The sequence below is a fragment of the Terrabacter sp. LjRoot27 genome, from assembly GCF_964254175.1.
GTDB lineage: Bacteria > Actinomycetota > Actinomycetes > Actinomycetales > Dermatophilaceae > Terrabacter.
Genome location: NZ_CAXUSS020000002.1, coordinates 1 through 16,206 on the forward strand (window position 1 = coordinate 1; position 16,206 = coordinate 16,206).

The 16,206-nt window shown below is 74.3% G+C and carries 15 protein-coding genes; 10 read left to right on the forward strand and 5 right to left on the reverse strand.

Annotation, left to right across the window (positions count from 1 at the left end; all coding sequences use genetic code 11):
* The first annotated feature begins 259 nt into the window (after positions 1–259).
* The 3 genes from ACSQ2D_RS20695 (at position 260) to ACSQ2D_RS20705 (ending at position 2,742) form a co-directional block, all read left to right on the forward strand.
* Complete coding sequence (locus tag ACSQ2D_RS20695; protein ID WP_435987882.1) at positions 260–673, forward strand: hypothetical protein; 414 nt, start codon at positions 260–262, stop codon at positions 671–673.
* A gap of 301 nt (positions 674–974) precedes the next feature.
* Positions 975–1,976: a serine/threonine-protein kinase gene (locus ACSQ2D_RS20700; RefSeq protein ID WP_435987883.1), complete on the forward strand. Its 1,002-nt coding sequence runs from the start codon at positions 975–977 to the stop codon at positions 1,974–1,976.
* A gap of 115 nt (positions 1,977–2,091) precedes the next feature.
* Positions 2,092–2,742, forward strand: a complete 651-nt coding sequence (locus ACSQ2D_RS20705) for an LON peptidase substrate-binding domain-containing protein (protein ID WP_435987884.1) — start codon at positions 2,092–2,094, stop codon at positions 2,740–2,742.
* 209 nt (positions 2,743–2,951) lie between these two features.
* On the opposite strand, the gene ACSQ2D_RS20710 is transcribed toward ACSQ2D_RS20705, so the two are convergent.
* Positions 2,952–3,659 carry a M50 family metallopeptidase gene (locus ACSQ2D_RS20710; protein WP_435987885.1) on the reverse strand — a complete coding sequence of 236 codons (708 nt, stop codon included), beginning with the start codon at positions 3,657–3,659 and terminating at the stop codon, positions 2,952–2,954.
* Between the two features lie 140 nt (positions 3,660–3,799).
* On the opposite strand from ACSQ2D_RS20710, the gene ACSQ2D_RS20715 reads away from it, so the two are divergent.
* Positions 3,800–4,645, forward strand: a complete 846-nt coding sequence (locus ACSQ2D_RS20715) for a hypothetical protein (protein WP_435987886.1) — start codon at positions 3,800–3,802, stop codon at positions 4,643–4,645.
* A gap of 57 nt (positions 4,646–4,702) precedes the next feature.
* Here the strand turns inward: ACSQ2D_RS20715 and ACSQ2D_RS20720 are convergent, their stop codons facing one another.
* Positions 4,703–5,638 (reverse strand): 2-dehydropantoate 2-reductase, encoded by a 936-nt coding sequence (locus tag ACSQ2D_RS20720; RefSeq protein WP_435987887.1) that lies wholly within the window; start codon positions 5,636–5,638, stop codon positions 4,703–4,705.
* A gap of 151 nt (positions 5,639–5,789) precedes the next feature.
* Here ACSQ2D_RS20720 and ACSQ2D_RS20725 point away from each other — a divergent pair, with 151 nt between their 5' ends.
* The 4 genes from ACSQ2D_RS20725 to ACSQ2D_RS20740 are packed head-to-tail and all read left to right on the forward strand — an operon-like array spanning position 5,790 to position 10,382.
* Positions 5,790–8,387 (forward strand): molybdopterin-dependent oxidoreductase, encoded by a 2,598-nt coding sequence (locus ACSQ2D_RS20725; protein ID WP_435987888.1) that lies wholly within the window; start codon positions 5,790–5,792, stop codon positions 8,385–8,387.
* On the forward strand, positions 8,384–9,322 hold the full coding sequence (locus ACSQ2D_RS20730) for an FAD binding domain-containing protein (protein ID WP_435987889.1): 939 nt from the start codon (positions 8,384–8,386) through the stop codon (positions 9,320–9,322). Before ACSQ2D_RS20725 ends, ACSQ2D_RS20730 begins: the two co-directional genes overlap by 4 nt.
* Positions 9,323–9,331: 9 nt before the next feature.
* The gene (locus tag ACSQ2D_RS20735) at positions 9,332–9,874 is read left to right on the forward strand and encodes an EVE domain-containing protein (RefSeq protein ID WP_435987890.1); all 543 of its coding nucleotides are present in this window, start codon (positions 9,332–9,334) and stop codon (positions 9,872–9,874) included.
* Positions 9,875–9,887: 13 nt separating this feature from the next.
* On the forward strand, positions 9,888–10,382 hold the full coding sequence (locus tag ACSQ2D_RS20740) for a metallophosphoesterase family protein (RefSeq protein ID WP_435987891.1): 495 nt from the start codon (positions 9,888–9,890) through the stop codon (positions 10,380–10,382).
* A 33-nt stretch (positions 10,383–10,415) separates the two neighbouring features.
* On the opposite strand, the gene ACSQ2D_RS20745 is transcribed toward ACSQ2D_RS20740, so the two are convergent.
* The 3 genes from ACSQ2D_RS20745 to ACSQ2D_RS20755 form a co-directional block, all read right to left on the reverse strand.
* On the reverse strand, positions 10,416–10,904 hold the full coding sequence (locus ACSQ2D_RS20745) for a DUF1269 domain-containing protein (RefSeq protein WP_435987892.1): 489 nt from the start codon (positions 10,902–10,904) through the stop codon (positions 10,416–10,418).
* 163 nt (positions 10,905–11,067) lie between these two features.
* Positions 11,068–11,565, reverse strand: a complete 498-nt coding sequence (locus ACSQ2D_RS20750) for a DUF427 domain-containing protein (protein WP_435987893.1) — start codon at positions 11,563–11,565, stop codon at positions 11,068–11,070.
* Positions 11,562–12,797, reverse strand: a complete 1,236-nt coding sequence (locus ACSQ2D_RS20755; protein ID WP_435987894.1) for a cysteine desulfurase-like protein — start codon at positions 12,795–12,797, stop codon at positions 11,562–11,564. Before ACSQ2D_RS20755 ends, ACSQ2D_RS20750 begins: the two co-directional genes overlap by 4 nt.
* A 126-nt stretch (positions 12,798–12,923) precedes the next feature.
* Here ACSQ2D_RS20755 and ACSQ2D_RS20760 point away from each other — a divergent pair, with 126 nt between their 5' ends.
* Positions 12,924–14,747 (forward strand): FAD-dependent oxidoreductase, encoded by a 1,824-nt coding sequence (locus ACSQ2D_RS20760; RefSeq protein ID WP_435987895.1) that lies wholly within the window; start codon positions 12,924–12,926, stop codon positions 14,745–14,747.
* Positions 14,740–16,155 carry an adenylate/guanylate cyclase domain-containing protein gene (locus tag ACSQ2D_RS20765; RefSeq protein ID WP_435987896.1) on the forward strand — a complete coding sequence of 472 codons (1,416 nt, stop codon included), beginning with the start codon at positions 14,740–14,742 and terminating at the stop codon, positions 16,153–16,155. Before ACSQ2D_RS20760 ends, ACSQ2D_RS20765 begins: the two co-directional genes overlap by 8 nt.
* Positions 16,156–16,206: the final 51 nt, after the last annotated feature.

Genomic DNA, 16,206 nt, shown 5'->3' on the forward strand with positions numbered 1-16,206 from the left:
GACGGTTCCCCCCTCGCGCACGCGATGTGGGAGGAGCCGGAGCGAAGCGGAGGCGACGGCTCTCACCTCGCGCGAAGAACTCGAAGCAGCACCAGGTGAATCCGTATCTGGCGGTCACCTCGAGCGTCTGCCTGTCACCCAGCTCGATCAGCTCCAGTCACGGCCCGACGGAATCCCGGGAGGCCCGGCGCCCCCGGGAGTGATCGCGGTCCATGGCGCGGCCGTGCGGGGTCGACTCTCCACGTGAAAGGAGCGCCACATGTCCAGTCAGTCCTCCACCTCCCCGACCACTCGACTCGGTCGTCGCTCGGCAGCGGCGCTCGGCACCTCGGCCCTCTTCTGCCTGGCCCTCGCCGGACCGGCCCTGTCCGTCGAGCTGCCCGACCCGGTCCCCGGTGTGGCACCGTCCGCCCCGCAGACCTGCGTGTACGTCGGCGGCGGCACCGTCGCGTCCTGCGGGACCTCGTCGTCGACGTCCTCGGGCTCCGGCGCGGGCTCGGCCAGCGCGGCCGAGCGGGGCACGCCCGACGTCGTCGCACCGGTGACGCGCCGGATCGTGCTGCCGTCGCCCGAGCCGTCCGACCTGCCCGCGATCGGCCTCGGCGTCGCGGCCGCGGTCGTCGTCGCCGGCGGCCTCGTCATCGCCTCGACGAACCGGCGGCGCGCGGCCTGAGGCCTTCCCGACGACCTCGCGACGGCACGTCAGAACCTCACCCGGCCCGGCGGCATACGACCTGCGTATGCCGCCGGTCGCCGTCCCGCGGGGTGCCGAAAAGAGGTGCCACCTCGCCGTTCGAGGTCTCGGCGACCGGGGTATGTAGGCGGGAGCCGTGGACCGGGGGACGGTTCAGCAGAGACCAAGCCCGTGAATGTTTCAATCATCGCCGGGTCCCGTACCATGACCGCTGACGAAGGCCCCTTGAGATGTCATCTGACGTGCACCTTCAGTCCCCGGAGACCGAGGTGTGCCTGACATGAACCGCCTGCAGGAAGGGTTCGTGCTCGGCGACCGCTACCAGCTGGAGAGCCGCATCGCCTCCGGCGGGATGGCCGACGTCTGGGCCGGCACCGACTCGGTGCTGCGGCGCGAGGTCGCCGTCAAGGTCATGCGTCCCGACGCCGACCACGAGCGGCTCTTCGCGCTCCGCTTCCGCGACGAGGCCGTGCACTCGGCCGCGCTGCTCCACACGAACATCGCGACGGTCTTCGACTACGGCGAGGACCAGGGCCTCGCGTTCCTCGTCATGGAGCTCGTCTCCGGCGAGCCGCTCTCGGCCGTGCTCAACCAGCGCGGCCCGCTCGATCCGAGCGAGGTCCGCTCGATCATGGGCCAGGCAGCGCTCGCGCTCGGCGTCGCCCACGAGGCGCGCGTCGTGCACCGCGACATCAAGCCGGCCAACATCATGGTCCGCGAGGACGGCCTCGTGAAGCTGACCGACTTCGGCATCGCCCGCGCCCTCGACGCGTCCGGTCACACCCAGCACGGGGAGATGCTCGGCACGCCCAACTACATCAGCCCCGAGCAGGCGCTGGGCCACGCGGCGACCGGCGCGAGCGACCTCTACGCCCTCGGCGTCGTCGGCCACGAGATGCTCGTCGGCAAGCGTCCCTTCGACCGCGGCACCCCCATCGCCACGGCCCTCAGCCACGTCAACGAGCCGCCACCGCCGCTGCCCGACGACATCCCCGAGGACCTGCGCGACCTCATCGCCGAGTGCCTCGAGAAGGACCCCGAGAAGCGTCCGGCCAATGCCGCCGCCGTCGCGGTCCGCCTCGGCCTGGGCGACCAGGAGCTGCGCGGTCTCGCCCTCGGTCTCGCGACGGCGATCAACGGCTCGCCCGCCGAGATGCTCGACGAGGTCGAGGAGCTCCACGGCGAGGTCCGCGACCCGGGTCAGCGCACCGGCTCGGGTCCCGCCGTGACGGCAGAGGAGCTCGGCGCCACGCAGGCGATGCCGTCCGGGGTCCGCGACTGAGCCGTCCCTGAGCCCGTCCCACGGGCTGCCCCTCGGGCCGTCCCGGACCTCCGCGCGCGGCACAGGGCTCGACAGCCCTCCTGTCACGGTCCCCGTTCCGACCTAGGCTGGCTCCATGGCGACCCTGCCGCTCTTCCCGCTCGGCACCGTGCTCATGCCCGGTGGGCGGCTGCCGCTGCAGATCTTCGAGCCGCGCTACGTCCAGCTGCTCAAGGACCTGCTCGACGGTCAGGACGAGCGCCTGCCGGTCTTCGGGGTCGTCGCGATCCGCGAGGGCTTCGAGGTCGGTGAGGACGGCGTGCGCGCCCTCCACCCCGTCGGCTGCGGCGCCCTCCTCGTCCAGGCCGCCGCCCTCGAGGGCGAGCGCTTCCTCGTCGTCTCGGAGGGCACCGACCGCTTCCGTCTCGACGCGATCGACGAGTCGGCCGACACGCCTTACACGACGGCCCGCGTCACCTGGCTGACCGAGCCCGACGGCGACGCCGGCACCATCACCCTGCTCGCGGCGCGGCTGCGTGCCGAGCTCACCGCCTTCGCCGCGGCCACCGGGGCCGAGCCGGACCTGCCCGCCGACGACCGGTCACTGGCGTATGCCGTCCCGGACACCGTGAGCCTCGACGTGGCCGACCGCCAGCGCGTCCTCGCGAGCAGCGACACCGAGTCCCGCCTGCGCCTCGGCCTCCAGCTCGTGCGCCGCGAGCGGGAGTTCGCCTCCGCGCTGGGCGCGGTCGGCCGCGCGCCGCTCCCGCCCTTCAGCCTCAACTGACCACGACCCGCGCGGTCGGCGCGGGACTCAGCCCGACGGCATACCTGTGCTCCCCCGGTATGCCGCCGGGCTGGTGCCGCGGTCATCCGTGCACCGGATGCGGCATCCCCCGAGGTGTGGTGGCGAGTGGCTCCCCCTGGCTCCACCCGAGCACCGCTTACCCATTCCCGGGCGCGTCGATCACCGGCACCGCGGCGGGCGGTTGCCGGTCAGCGGAGCGTGGCGACGACCTCGGCCACGACGACCCACGTCGCGAGAGCGCACACGACGACGAACGAGAGGTTCCAGACGACGCGCGGCAGGTGCGTCAGCGAGGCGAGGACGCCGGGGTCGCTGCCGGAGCTGCGGTCCTGCAGCACGGCCACGAGGTGGCGCCACGCGCCGACGACGAGCACGACCCCGAGACCGACGAGGACCTGCGTCTGGAGGGCGTCGTCGCGCCACCACCACAGGGCCGCCGAGCCGGCGATGGCGACGACCATGACGACGACGGTGAGCCCGGACCGGACCCGGACGAGGGCGAAGAGCAGGACGGCCAGACCGGCCGTGATGACGGGCGCCGCCCAGCCGCGCTCGGCCGCCCACACCATCGCGGCACCGAGCAGCGCCGGCATCGGGTAGCCGGCCCACGTGGACGCGACGCGACCGGGGCCGCGCACCGGTCCGCGGGTCACGGCGTGGCCGGACATGTCGCCGCGGAGCACGAAGCCGGTGAACTGCCGGCCGACGAGGACGCCGACGACGGCGTGGCCGAGCTCGTGCACGAGGGTGACGGCGAGACGCACGACCCGCCAGAGCGGCTCGACCGCGACGAGCACGAGCGCGACGGCGAGGACCACGAGCAGCCGGGGCGCCGCCAGGGCGACGTCACCCGTCGCCGGGACGACCCGGTCGCGCACTGCCTCGAACCACTCCACGGACGCAGAACCTAGCCGACGCCGTTGTGGGTGCCCGAGGCAGCGTCCCGCTGGGTACGGCTAGAGGAGTCGCGCACGAGCGCAGGCTCCCGAACGCTCTCGGGGCGACAGGACGGACGGTTCACGGCACCATGCATGACATGCGTCAGGGGTCCCTCGTCCGCGCACCCGGTCGGCACCGAGCCACCGGCGCGAGCGCGTCCCGCGGACGCCGGCCCGCGTGGCTCGGCGCCGTCGTCCTCGCCGTCCTGGCCGTGGTGCTCCCGCTGTGGCTGTGGCAGGTCCGGCCGTTCGACGCGCGGCACGGCATCGGGATCGACTCGCCGCCGGCCGGCATCGGCGCGGCCCAGGCCCCGCTCGGCGACCCGCCGTCGATGCCCGGCGGCCACGGCGGCTACACGTTCATGCGGATGCAGGCCAACGGCACCGACCCGGTCGCCTACGACCCGTGCCGTCCGATCCACTTCACGACGAGCACGGTCGGCCTGCCGCCCGGCGGCGACGCGCTCGTGCGCGAGGCCGTGGCGACGATGTCGGAGGCGAGCGGGCTGCGCTTCGTCGACGACGGCCTGACCGACGAGGCGCCGACGCCCGAGCGCGACCCGTACCAGCCCGACCGCTACGGCGACCGCTGGGCCCCCGTCTACGTCGCCTTCGCGACGCCCGAGCAGATCCCGCGCCTCGCGGGTGGCACCGTCGGTCTCGGCGGCAGCACGCCGCGCGCGGCGAGCGACGGTGCCCTCGTCTACGTCACCGGCTCCGTCTGGCTCGACGCCAAGGCGATGGACGACCTGCTCGCCGCGGGTCGCCGGGACTCCGCCCGGGCCGTCGTCGAGCACGAGATCGGTCACGTCCTCGGGCTCAACCACGTCTCCGACGGGTCCCAGCTGATGTCGCTGACGGGCGGCACGGGTGCCGGCCCCGAGGACGGCGACCGGCGTGGGCTCGCGATCCTCGGTCGCGGGGTGTGCCGGCCCGACCTCTGACGGTCACGCGGGTGCCCGCGCCCGCCGCGGGCGTACGCCATCGGCCCGGTCACGCGGTCAGCCGAGCAGCGCCCCGGGGTGGCGTGACGTGAGCACCTCGAGGAGCATCCGGTGCAGCGGGACGTCCACGCCGGACTCGCCGGCGAGGCGCACCACGGCGCCGGTCCACGCGTCGAGCTCCGACGGCCGGCCCTCGAGCAGGTCGCGCTGGAGCGAGGTCGTCGCGTCGGACGGCTGGTCGTCGACGAAGGCCATCGTGCCCTCGACGACCCGCTGGGGCAGGCGTATGCCGCGGGCCCGGGCGAGCGTCTCCACCTCCCGCATCGCGTCCTGCAGGAGGGCGCGCCGGGGCGGCGCCGAGCGGAGCTCGCCGATCGTCGCGTCGAGGGCGGCGCCGAGGCCGCCGAAGGGCACGACGAAGAGCATCTTCGACCACAGCTCGGCCCAGATGTCGTCGGGCACGGGCGAGACGGCGCCGGAGGCGGTCACGGCCTCGCGCAGTCGCGTGACCCGGTCGGACGCGCTGCCCGGACCGGCCGACCACTCGTCGAAGGCCAGCGAGGCCGGGCCACCGGCGTGCGTGATGCGGCCGGGGCCGTCGATGAAGGCGAAGATCTTGGCGATGCCGGGCAGCACGGCGTCGCGGCCGACGACGGCCGCGACCTGGTCGGGGGCCTCGACGCCGTTCTGGGTCGTGACGACGGACGTCCCGGGGCCCACGAGGGAGGGCAGCGACTCGAGGACGGGAGGCAGCTGCCACGTCTTGACGGCGAGCAGCACCACGTCGACGACCCCGATGGAGGCGACGTCGTCGGTGACGTGCGCGGGCTCGACCGTGAAGTTGCCGGCGACGCTCGTCACGACGAGGCCGTGCTCGCGGATCGCCTCGAGGTGGGGGCCTCGCGCGACGAACGCGACGTCGTGGCCGGACGCCGCCAGCCGTCCGCCGAAGTAGCCGCCGATCCCGCCCGTGCCCAGCACCGCGATGCGCATGACCGTGTCTCCTCGTCACCGTGGGGCCGGGGCGCCGCACCGTCCGCCGGCCGCGTCCACGAGCCCTCGACACCATCATCGCGCCCGGGCCGGTCCGGAGGTAGCGTCATGGCGCACCGTCTCGTCGAGAGACGCAGCCGCAGGAGGCCTCATGGAGCTCACCACCACGGTCAACGACGAGGCGCGGGTGCTCGACGTCGCGGGCACGGAGTCCGCGGTGGACGTCGTGCGCGACGGCCTCGGGCTGACCGGCACCAAGCTCGTCTGCGGGAGCGGGGTGTGCGGCGCGTGCACGATGCTCGTCGACGGCGAGCCGGTGCTCGGCTGCCTGACCCCCGCGACCCGCCTGCGCGACGCGAGCGTCACGACCGTCGAGGGCCTCGCCGACGGCGACGACCTCCACCCGGTGCAGCGCGCCTTCGCCCACCACGACGGGCTCCAGTGCGGTTACTGCACGCCGGGGTTCGTCGTCGACGCCGTCGCCTTCCACGACCGGTGGCGCGCCGAGCACGCCGCCGACGGGACCGACGGTCCGAGCCGCGAGGTGATCGCCGAGGCGCTGGCGGGCCACCTGTGCCGGTGCGGCTCCTACGAGGGCATCTACCGCGCCGTGGCCGCCGCGTGCCGGGGCGAGCACGACGGAGGGGCCGGCGGCGTCGAGCGCGTCGACGCGCCCGCCAAGGTCACCGGAGCGGCGGTCTACACGACCGACGTCGTCCTGCCCGGCATGCTGCACGCCGCGATCCGGCGATCCGACGTGGCGGCCGGGCTCGTCGGCCCGGTCACCTTCCCCGACGGGGTCGCCGGGATCGACGTCCTGTCCGAGGACCGCCGGGTCCGGTGGGCCGGGCAGCCCGTCGCCGTCGTGGCCGCCGACACGGCCGCGGAGGCCCGGCGCATCGCGCGGGCGCTCGACCTCGACGTCACGGCCCAGCCCTTCGTCATCGACCCCGAGGCAGCCGTGCGGCCCGGAGCGCCGCTCGTCTACGCGACGCGCGCCGACCGCAAGGAGGCGCCCACCGCGGGCGAGGGCAGCGCGATGCCTGCCCCGTGGGACGGCAACAGCCACGGCCCGTCACGCACCCCCTACCTCGGCACCGTCGCCAAGCGCCGCATCCGGTCGGCCCGCTCCGAGGGCCGCCGCGGTCTCGTCGAGCTCGAGTTCCACACGGCGGTCCAGCTGCACACGGCCTTCGAGCCGCACGCCTGCCTCGCCGACTGGAGCGACCCGCAGCACCTCCGGGTGTGGCTCAGCACCCAGGCCGTCGAGGCCATGCGCCTCGAGATCGCCGACCACTTCGACCTCGACCCGACCCAGGTCGAGGTGAAGGCCGAGCACGTCGGCGGCGGGTTCGGCGCCAAGCTCGGACTGACGATGGAGGCGATCGGCGCGATCTCCCTGAGCCGCCTCACCCGCCGGCCGGTGCGCCTCGTCCTCGACCGGCACGAGGAGCTGACCGGCACGGGCAACCGTCCCGGCAGCCGCTCGCGCGTCTCGCTCCTCGTCGACGACGACTCCCACGCGATCCGGGCCCTCACCGTCGACACCGACAGCCACGCGGGCGTCGCCGTCGGCAACAGCGTCGCGGCGCTCTCGATGCTCCTCTACGACCGCACCCCGCGCCTGGGTCGCGACGTCGACGTCGTGACGAACGCTCCGCCGGGAGCCCCCTTCCGCGGTCCCGGCGGCCCGACGGTCGCGTGGGCGCTCGAGCAGACCGTCGACGAGACCGCCCACCGCCTCGGCCGTGACCCCGTCGAGCTGCGCGCGCAGTGGGACGGCAACGCCAAGCGCCAGGCCCTCTACCGCTGGGCGTCGGCGCTGCCGACGTGGCGGGAGCGTCCTGCGACGGGCAGCCGGACCGGCCGCTACCGCCGCGGGGTGGGTGTGGCGGCGGCCAACTGGATGTACTTCGTCGACCCCGACTGCGAGGTCGTCGTCTCCGTCGAGGCCGGCCGGCTCGTCGCGGCCACCGCGGTCCAGGACATGGGCACCGGCAGCCGCACCGTCCTCGCCCGGGCCGTCGCCGGGGTCTTCGGCGTCGATGCCACGTCGGTCGAGGTCCGTCTCGGGCACGCGCACAGCGGGGCCACCCACGGCCCTGCCTCCGGCGGCAGCCGCACGACGGTCTCCCTCTGGTCGACGGCCGTCGAGGCGGCCACGGCCCTTCGCGGCCGCATCGGCACCGACCTCGCCGGCGCTCCCGACGGGGTCTCCGCGGCGGCGAAGCGCGGCGGCGACCGCGGCCTGCGCGCCGTCCCCTTCACGATGGGCGGCATCCAGGTCGGCCGCGGCTTCTCGGCCGCCCTCCACGTCAGCGAGGTCGAGGTCGACACCCGCACCGGGAAGACCCGGGTGCTCCGCGTGCACGGGGGCATCGCCGTCGGCCGCATCCACGCCCCGGTCCTGGCCCGCAGCCAGTGCGAGGGCTCGGTCATCCAGGGCATCGGGCTCGCGCTCTACGAGAACCAGGTGCTCGACCCGCACACGGGCCTCACCCTGACCGCCAACCTCGAGGACTACCGCATCCCCCAGCTCGGCGACACTCCCGAGATCGACATCCACTTCCACGAGGAGGGCTGGGACCGCGTGCCCGGCGGCGGGGTCGGCCTCGGCGAGGTGGCCACGATCAGCCCGGCGGCCTCGGTCGGCAACGCGATCTTCAACGCGACGGGCTGGCGTCCGCTGACGCTCCCCGTGCGACCCGACCGGCTGCTCGAGGGACTCCGCACGGAGGTCACGCGATGAGTGTCACGATCCTCACGGCATACGACGAGCGACCCGACGGCGCAGGCGATCTCGTCTATCGCGCCGGCGGCACCGACCTGCAGGAGCGGCTGCGCACGACGGGCGCCACGCCGCACGTCCTCGACCTGACGGGGGTGCCCGGCTTCGCCGCCCTCGAGCGCACCGACGCCGGCACGACCCTCGGCGCCGGCGTCACCGTCGCCACCGTCGCGCGCGACCTGGCCGTCGACTACCCGGCGCTCGCGCTCACCGCCGCGGGACTGGCCACGCCCCAGGTGCGCGCGACCGCGACGATCGGCGGCAACCTGCTCCAGCGCACCCGCTGCTGGTACTTCCGCCACCCGCACACGTCGTGCTTCAAGTCGGGCGGCGACGGCTGCCCCGCGCGGGGCGGGCGTCACCTCTACGGCGTCGCCTTCGACACCGCGCCGTGCGTCCACCCGCACCCGTCGTCGCTCGCGATGGCCCTCATGACGTATGCCGCCACGGTCGACACGACGCAGCGTGACGGTCTCGGGGTGGGCGAGGTGCTCGGCGACGGGTCCGACCCGAGCCGTGACCACCTCCTCGCCGACGACGAGGTGCTGACCCGCGTGACGCTGCCGCCTCCGGTGGCGGGCGAGCGGGCGGCCTACTTCCGCTCGATCAGCCGCTTCGAGGCCGAGTGGCCGCTCGTCGAGGCCGTCGTCCGCGTCGTGCGCGACGACGACGGGACCGTCACGTCGTGCGGCCTCGCGATCGGCGGGGTGGCGCCGGTCCCGTTGCGCCTCGGTGCCGTCGAGGAGCTGCTGACCGGGTCGACCCTCGACGACGACACGGTCGCCGCGGCGGCTCGACGGGCGACCGAGGGGGCGAGCCCGCTCCCCGAGACCGGCTACAAGGTGCAGCTCGTCGAGGCCACGGTCCTCGAGGTCCTGGAGCGCGTCCGCGGGTAGGTGACCGCCATGGCAGCAGAGGCGAGCACCGGGCGGGCCGTTGAGCGGGAGCGTCTCGGGGCGTGGGTGCTCAAGTGCAACCCGTCGCTCTGGGACCTGCGAGCACTGCTCGACACGGGTGAGCGGCGCCTCACCTCCTGGGCGGTGCACCCGAGCTACCGCACCCGGCTCGTCGCGCCCGGTGACCGGGTGCTCTTCTGGGTGTCCGGCGACGGGCGTGACGGGCTGCACCGAGGGGTGTGGGGACTCGGGCACACGGTGTCGGAGGTCGAGCCGTGGGTCGAGTCGTCGCAGGGACTCTGGCGCAGCGCGTCGGACGCCGCAGCCGTGCGGGTGCGGGTCGAGATCGAGGTCCGGCTGCTCGACGAACCGGTCGAGGACGCGGAGCTCCGGGCGGCCGGAATCGGCGGCCTGGAGGTGCAGCGCCAACCGTTCATGGCCAACCCGTCGTTCGTCACGCGCGACCAGCTGGAGGCGATCGAGCCGCTTCTGCCGGAGTGGCCCACCGCCCCCGCCGCCCAGGAGCGCCCGACGCCGACGCGAACTGCGTGACCGGGAGTCGGGCATGAAGGTCCTCGTCGTCTCCGACACCCACGCGCCCCGCCACTGGAAGGCCTGCCCGCCGGCACTCCTCCCGCACCTCGAGGCGGCCGACGTCATCCTCCACGCCGGTGACGTCTGCACCCCCGACGTCCTCGACCTGCTGGCGACCTTCGCGCCCGTGCACGTCGTCATGGGCAACAACGACGTGCCCGAGGTCGCCGACTGGGGCGCCCCCGAGACGCTCGAGGTCGAGCTGGAGGGGCTGCGCGTCGGGATGATCCACGACAGCGGGCAGCGCCAGGGCCGCACCGCCCGGATGCGGCGGCGCTTCCCCACCGCCGACCTCGTCGTCTTCGGGCACTCGCACATCCCCCTCGACGAGACCGGCGACGGCGTGCGCATCCTCAACCCGGGCTCGCCGACCGACCGGCGGCGCCAGCCGGCCGGGACCGTCGCCACGCTCGACGTGCGCGACGGGGCGCTCGTCGAGGCGCGGATCGTGCCGCTGCCGCGCTGAACCCCCGACCGGGGCTCAGCGGGCTCAGCGGGCTCAGCGGCCGCCGAAGGTCTCCAGCAGGATCTGGCGCTCGCCGTCCGTGAGGTTGGTGGCGACGAGCTTGCTGTGGATCCCGCGGAGGCGCTCGCCGACGCGGTCGAGGTCGCCCTGCTCGGTGACGACGAAGAGCGCCGACGTGCCCGGGGTCAGCTCGGTGCGGATCGTCTCCAGCTGCTCCTTGGTGATGCCGGCGTCCTCCGTCATCTTGCTGATGGCCCCGATGGCCGCGCCGACGACGCCCCCGACGACCGGGACGAAGAAGAGCGCTCCGACGAGCACTCCCCAGAGCGCGCCCCAGCCCGTGCCACGCCACTTCTCGTCGTTCCCGTGGCTCATGCTGGGATGCTCGTCGCCCTCGGGCCAGGTGACGACAGCGTGGTCGACGACCTTGAGGAAACCCTCCGCCTGACAGTCCTCGAGGACGGACTCGGCGTGCGCGGCGCCGTCGAGGTTGTCGAACTTCCAAACCGTGAAGGCAGCCATCTCGTGCTCCTTTGCGTGACGCCGCTGGCCGGCCGGCCAACCGACGGTGGTCGAGGCTGTGTCGTCGGAGCGTGCGTGCGTCTGCGGACGAGCAGCCCCCACGAGACCCACCCTGCCGCTCTGCGCCCCCGCGTTCCTCCCCCTCACAGGGTGAGGTCTGCCGTCACCAGCCCCAGGAGCCGGGGCCGCCCTTGAAGGGACCGACGACGCGGTCGGTGATCCACCCGCCGTAGAAGCCGCCGTCCTGCGGCCGCACCCGCTCACCGTCGACGAAGCACGCGTCGACGAGACCGGGCATGACGGCGACGTGACCGGCCAGGACGGCATACGTCGGCACGGGGTCGGGGTAGGTCCACGCGGCCCGGGCCGCCCGACGCCCGCCGCCGACGACGTCGAAGTAGGCGGCCTGTCCCTTCCACTCGCACACGGAGCTCCCCGGGACGGGGACGAGCGCCCCGTCGACGAAGGCGTCGAGCGGGAGGTAGTAGGTGGGCGGGTGGCTCGTCTCGAGCACCCGGAGCGACGCTCGGGTGCGCGCCACGACCTCGCCGCCGAGGTGCACCTCGACGAGCTCCCCGCTCGGGTCGACGGCCGGCGGGCGCGGGTAGTCCCAGACCGACTCCTGGCCCGGACCGGCCGGCAGCGGCACGGGGCGGCTCACCGGGCCACCGCGCAGATCTCCTCGAGGCCGGTCGCGAGCCGGTCGACGTCGTCGGCGTTCGTGTAGGGCGCGAGTCCCATCCGCAGCCCACCGGTGGCGCCGAGCCCGAGCGCGTGGCTGGCCTCCCACGCGTAGAAGTGGCCGGCCGGGGCGTTGACGCCCCGCTCGGCGAGGGCCACCCGCAGGTCCTGCGGGTCGTGGCCCTCCACGGTGACGAGCAGGGTCGGGGTCCGGCGCTGCGCGTTGCTGTATGCCGTGAGCCCGGGGATCGCGCGCAGCCGGGCCTCCAGCGCGGCGAGGAGGGCGTCCTCGTGCGCCTCGAGCGCGGCGAAGGACGCGACGAGGCGGTCGCGGCGGGGCCGCGAGGGGTCGGTGAGGGCGAGGTCGGCGAGGAAGTCGACGGCGGCGGTCGTGCCGGCGAGCAGCTCGTAGGGCAGGGTGCCGAGCTCGAACCGCTCGGGCACGGCGTCGGACGAGGGCAGCAGCTTGGCGGGGTGCAGCGTCTCGAGCAGTGCGGGCGCGGCGGCGAGGACGCCGTGGTGCGGGCCGAGGAACTTGTAGGGCGAGCAGACCCAGAAGTCGGCGCCGCTCGCCGGCACGTCGGTGAGCACGTGCGCGGTCGCGTGGACGCCGTCGACCCAGAGCAGCGCGCCTGCCGCGTGGGCGATCCCGGCGATGGCAGGGAGGTCCGGACGTGTGCCGATGAGGTTGGACGCGGCGGTCACGGCGACGAGCCGCGTGCGCTCGCCGACGACCGCGGCGACGGCCTCCGGGGCGAGCTCACCTGTGCCCTGGTCGAACTCGGCGCAACGCACCGTCGCACCGCGAGCCTCGGCAGCGAGCACCCACGGTCGGATGTTGGCGTCGTGGTCGAGGCGGCTGACGACGACCTCGTCGCCCGGACCCCAGTCCGACGAGAGCGTGCGCGCGAGGTGGAAGGTCAGCTCGGTGGCCGACCGGCCGAAGACGATGCCGCCCGGGTCGACCGCGAGCAGGTCGCCCATCGCCGCGCGGGCCTCGACGACGATGCGGTCGGCCCGGCGCTCGGCCGGCGTCACGGTGCCGCGGTTCGAGATGGCCGAGGTCAGCGTCTCGACGACCGCCGTCGCGACGGTGTCAGGCACCTGTGACCCGCCGGGCCCGTCGAAGTGCGCGGCGCCCTCGTGGAGCGCGGGGAAGTGCCAACGGATCCGGTCGACGTCGTACGCGGTGGGTGCTCCCAGTGGTGCCATGGCCCCATCTTGGCCGAGGGCCGACCAGATCGTCCGTTCGGGACCCGCACGCCGGTCGACCGTCCTACCGTCGAGAGGAGGGGTGGTCGCACGTCGTCCTGCCCATCCACTGCACGAGGGGTTCCCATGACCCGTCCTCTCCTGCTCGTCGTCGACCACGACCTCGACGCGCTCGCCCGGACCGAGGCCGAGCTGGCCCGGCGCTTCGGCGCGGACTTCCGGGTGCGCGGCGAGTCCGACAGCGCCGTCGCCCTGCAGCACCTCGAGCTCGCTGTCGAGCGTGGCGATCCCGTCGCCCTCGTCCTCGCCGACCCGTGGCTCCCCGGCGTCGGTGGTGCCGAGCTGCTGCGGTCGGTGCGCACCCTGCACCCTGACGCCGCGAGGGCGTTCCTCGTGCCGTGGGGCGCGTGGGCAGACAGGCGCACGGCCGAGGCGATCCTGCGGGGCATGTCGCTCGGCGACATCGACTACTACGTCCTCGCGCCGTGGACCTCGCCCGACGAGCTCTTCTGCCGCACCGTCTCGGAGTTCGTCCAGGTCTGGTCCCGGACGGTCGCGAACCGCCGACGCGAGGTGGTCGTCGTCGGAGCCGCTCGCGACCCCCGCGGCCACACGGTCCGGACCCTCCTGACCCGCAACGGGATCCCGCACGCCTACCTCGACCGCGGCTCGGCCGAGGCAGTGGACCTGCTCCGGTCGATCGAGGCCCCGCGGCCGGACGACACGGAGGGTCCGCTCGTCGTCTGGTTCGCGGCGCTCGGCGGGCAGGTCCTGCTCGACCCGACCGACGTCGAGATCTGCCGGGCCTGGGGCATCGGGACCGACCTCACGGTGCCTCGGGGCGACAGTGGTGACGGGGCTGACGGGGGTGACAGGGGTGACGGGGGTGACGGGGCGCGCGAGGAGGTGCGCGACGTCGACCTGCTCGTCGTCGGCGCCGGACCGGCCGGTCTCGCGGCAGCGGTCTACGGCTCCTCCGAGGGGCTGTCGGTCCTCTGCGTCGAGGAGCAGGCGCTCGGCGGGCAGGCCGGCACGAGCTCGCTGATCCGCAACTACCTCGGCTTCTCGCGGGGGGTCTCCGGCGCCGAGCTCGCGCAACGCGGCTTCCAGCAGGCGTGGGTCTTCGGTGCGCGCTTCGTCCTGACGAGGCGCGTCACCGCGATCGACCGGTCCACCGGGGACGACGGGTCCTCGTGGTTCGTGGCCTCGGTCTCGGACGTCGGTGAGGTGCGGGCGCGGGCGGTGCTGCTCGCCACCGGGGTGGCCTACCGGCGCCTCGGGGTGCCGTCGCTCGAGGCGCTGAGCGGGTCGGGCGTCTACTACGGCGCCAACGTCTCCGAGGCCCACGGGCTCGCCGGCGCGCACACGGTCATCGTGGGTGGCGGCAACTCGGCCGGCCAGGCGGCCCTGCACCTGCAGCGGTATGCCGCGGACGTGACCGTCGTCATCCGCACCCCCGACCTCTCGGCGACCATGTCGCGCTACCTCATCGACGAGATCGAGGCGTCGTCGACGATCACCGTCGTCCCGAACGCCGACGTCGTCGACGGGAGCGGCGACGGGTGGCTGTCCGAGGTCGTCGTCGCGGACCGCACGACCGGCGAGCGGCGCTCGATCCCGGCGGACGGCCTCTTCGTCATGATCGGCGCGCAGCCCCACACGTCATGGCTGCCCGAGGGCGTCGCCCGCGACCCGTGGGGTTTCCTGCTCACGGGAGCCGACGTCCGCGAGGCCGGCACCTGGACCCTCGAGCGGCCCCCGTGCGCCCACGAGACCTCGGTGCCGGGACTCTTCGCCGTAGGGGACGTGCGCGCCGGGTCGGTCAAACGCGTCGCGTCGGCCGTCGGCGAGGGGTCGGTCGTCGTGTCGGAGGTCCACCAGTACCTCTCCCTCACCGAGGCGGCGTCGCGGTCGAGGGAGGCGAAGGCGAAGGCCGGCCCCGATGGCTGACGACGCGGCCGTGACCCCGGCGCAGGACGCCCGGACCCGGCCGGCGCCGGTGCGCCCCGGTGCGCGGCGGCGCGCCGCCGTGGGTGCCGTCGCGCTGACGCTGCCGCTGGTCGGCCTCGCCGTGCTCCGGCTCTCCGAGCAGCTCGACCTGCAGTGGCAGCACGACCCGACACACTTCTGGATCGTCCTCGGCGCGGCCCTGCTCAGCGCCCTGACGGCATACGGCACGGGGGCCGCGGCGGTGCGACGGGGCGACGTGCGCGTCATGTACGTCTCGCTCGCCTTCCTGTCCGCCTCGGGGTTCCTCGGGCTGCACGCCCTGGCGACCCCGCACATGCTGCTCGAGACCGCCTCGGCCGGGTTCAACATCTCCACCCCCGTCGGCATCGCGATCGGCTCGCTGTTCGCCGTCGCGTCGGTGCGCGAGGTCGACGCCGCCCGGGCGGCCGCCGAGATGCAGCGCGCGAGGATGCTGCGCGTCGCGCTGCTCGTCACCATGGTCGCCTGGGGCGCGGCCTCCCTGCTGCGGCTGCCGCCCTTCGACGTCGGGCCGGGCCTCGGGCGGGACTCGCCGGCGATGGTCGCCGTGGCCGTCGTGTCGGTCGTCCTCTTCGGGGTGGCGGCGGTGACCTACGTACGGCTGTGGTGGCGGCGCGGCGGGCTGCTCCCCGCGGCGATGGCCTCGGCGATGGTGCTGCTCGCCGAGGCGATGGTCGCCATCGTGCTCGCCCCGAACTGGCACTACTCGTGGTGGGGCTGGCACCTGCTCATGCTCGCGGCCTTCGTCCTCGTCGCGTGGGGCGCGCAGCAGTCGTGGCACGAGGAGCGCTACGCCGCCCTCTACACCGCAGACACCCTCGCCGGACGCCGCGAGATGTCGATCCTCTTCGCCGACCTCAAGGGCTTCACGACCTTCTCCGAGGGCCACGACCCGACCGAGGTCACCGACATGCTCAACGCCTACTTCACCGTTGCGATCCCGGCTGTCGTCAAGCGGCACGGGGGCACGATCGACCGACTCATCGGCGACGCGATCATGGCGACCTTCAACCGCCTCGGCGACCAACCCGACCACGCCCGCCGCGCCGCGCAGGCGGGGCTGGACCTCCAGGTCGAGACGGCGCGCATCGCCGACCAGCACCCCGGCTGGCCCCGCTTCCGGGTCGGGATCAACAGCGGCGAGGTGCTCGTCAGCGTGCTCGGCAGCGAGGGCGGTCGCACCCACACCGTCATCGGAGATGCCGTCAACGTCGCCTCCCGGATCGAGGGCCAGGCGCCGGTCGGACGCGTCGCGGTCACCGCCGACACCCTGGCGCTGCTCCCCGGCGCGACCACCGAGCCGCTCGGTGCCCTCGAGCTCAAGGGCAAGGACGAGCCGGTGGAGGCGTTCGTCGTCGTGACCCTCTGACTCCAGTCGAGGTGATCACGTGGGCACGTGGCCCACGCGATCACCTCGAAC

Excerpts from the sequence above, each read along its gene's own strand:
- ACSQ2D_RS20715 (WP_435987886.1), top strand. The coding sequence starts at position 3,800 with ATGCGTCAGGGGTCCCTCGTCCGCGCACCCGGTCGGCACCGAGCCACC.
- ACSQ2D_RS20745 (WP_435987892.1), bottom strand. The coding sequence starts at position 10,904 with ATGGCTGCCTTCACGGTTTGGAAGTTCGACAACCTCGACGGCGCCGCG.
- ACSQ2D_RS20765 (WP_435987896.1), top strand. The coding sequence starts at position 14,740 with ATGGCTGACGACGCGGCCGTGACCCCGGCGCAGGACGCCCGGACCCGG.
- ACSQ2D_RS20705 (WP_435987884.1), top strand. The coding sequence starts at position 2,092 with ATGGCGACCCTGCCGCTCTTCCCGCTCGGCACCGTGCTCATGCCCGGT.
- ACSQ2D_RS20720 (WP_435987887.1), bottom strand. The coding sequence starts at position 5,638 with ATGCGCATCGCGGTGCTGGGCACGGGCGGGATCGGCGGCTACTTCGGC.
- ACSQ2D_RS20725 (WP_435987888.1), top strand. The coding sequence starts at position 5,790 with ATGGAGCTCACCACCACGGTCAACGACGAGGCGCGGGTGCTCGACGTC.
- ACSQ2D_RS20700 (WP_435987883.1), top strand. The coding sequence starts at position 975 with ATGAACCGCCTGCAGGAAGGGTTCGTGCTCGGCGACCGCTACCAGCTG.
- ACSQ2D_RS20695 (WP_435987882.1), top strand. The coding sequence starts at position 260 with ATGTCCAGTCAGTCCTCCACCTCCCCGACCACTCGACTCGGTCGTCGC.
- ACSQ2D_RS20760 (WP_435987895.1), top strand. The coding sequence starts at position 12,924 with ATGACCCGTCCTCTCCTGCTCGTCGTCGACCACGACCTCGACGCGCTC.
- ACSQ2D_RS20730 (WP_435987889.1), top strand. The coding sequence starts at position 8,384 with ATGAGTGTCACGATCCTCACGGCATACGACGAGCGACCCGACGGCGCA.
- ACSQ2D_RS20735 (WP_435987890.1), top strand. The coding sequence starts at position 9,332 with ATGGCAGCAGAGGCGAGCACCGGGCGGGCCGTTGAGCGGGAGCGTCTC.
- ACSQ2D_RS20740 (WP_435987891.1), top strand. The coding sequence starts at position 9,888 with ATGAAGGTCCTCGTCGTCTCCGACACCCACGCGCCCCGCCACTGGAAG.
- ACSQ2D_RS20755 (WP_435987894.1), bottom strand. The coding sequence starts at position 12,797 with ATGGCACCACTGGGAGCACCCACCGCGTACGACGTCGACCGGATCCGT.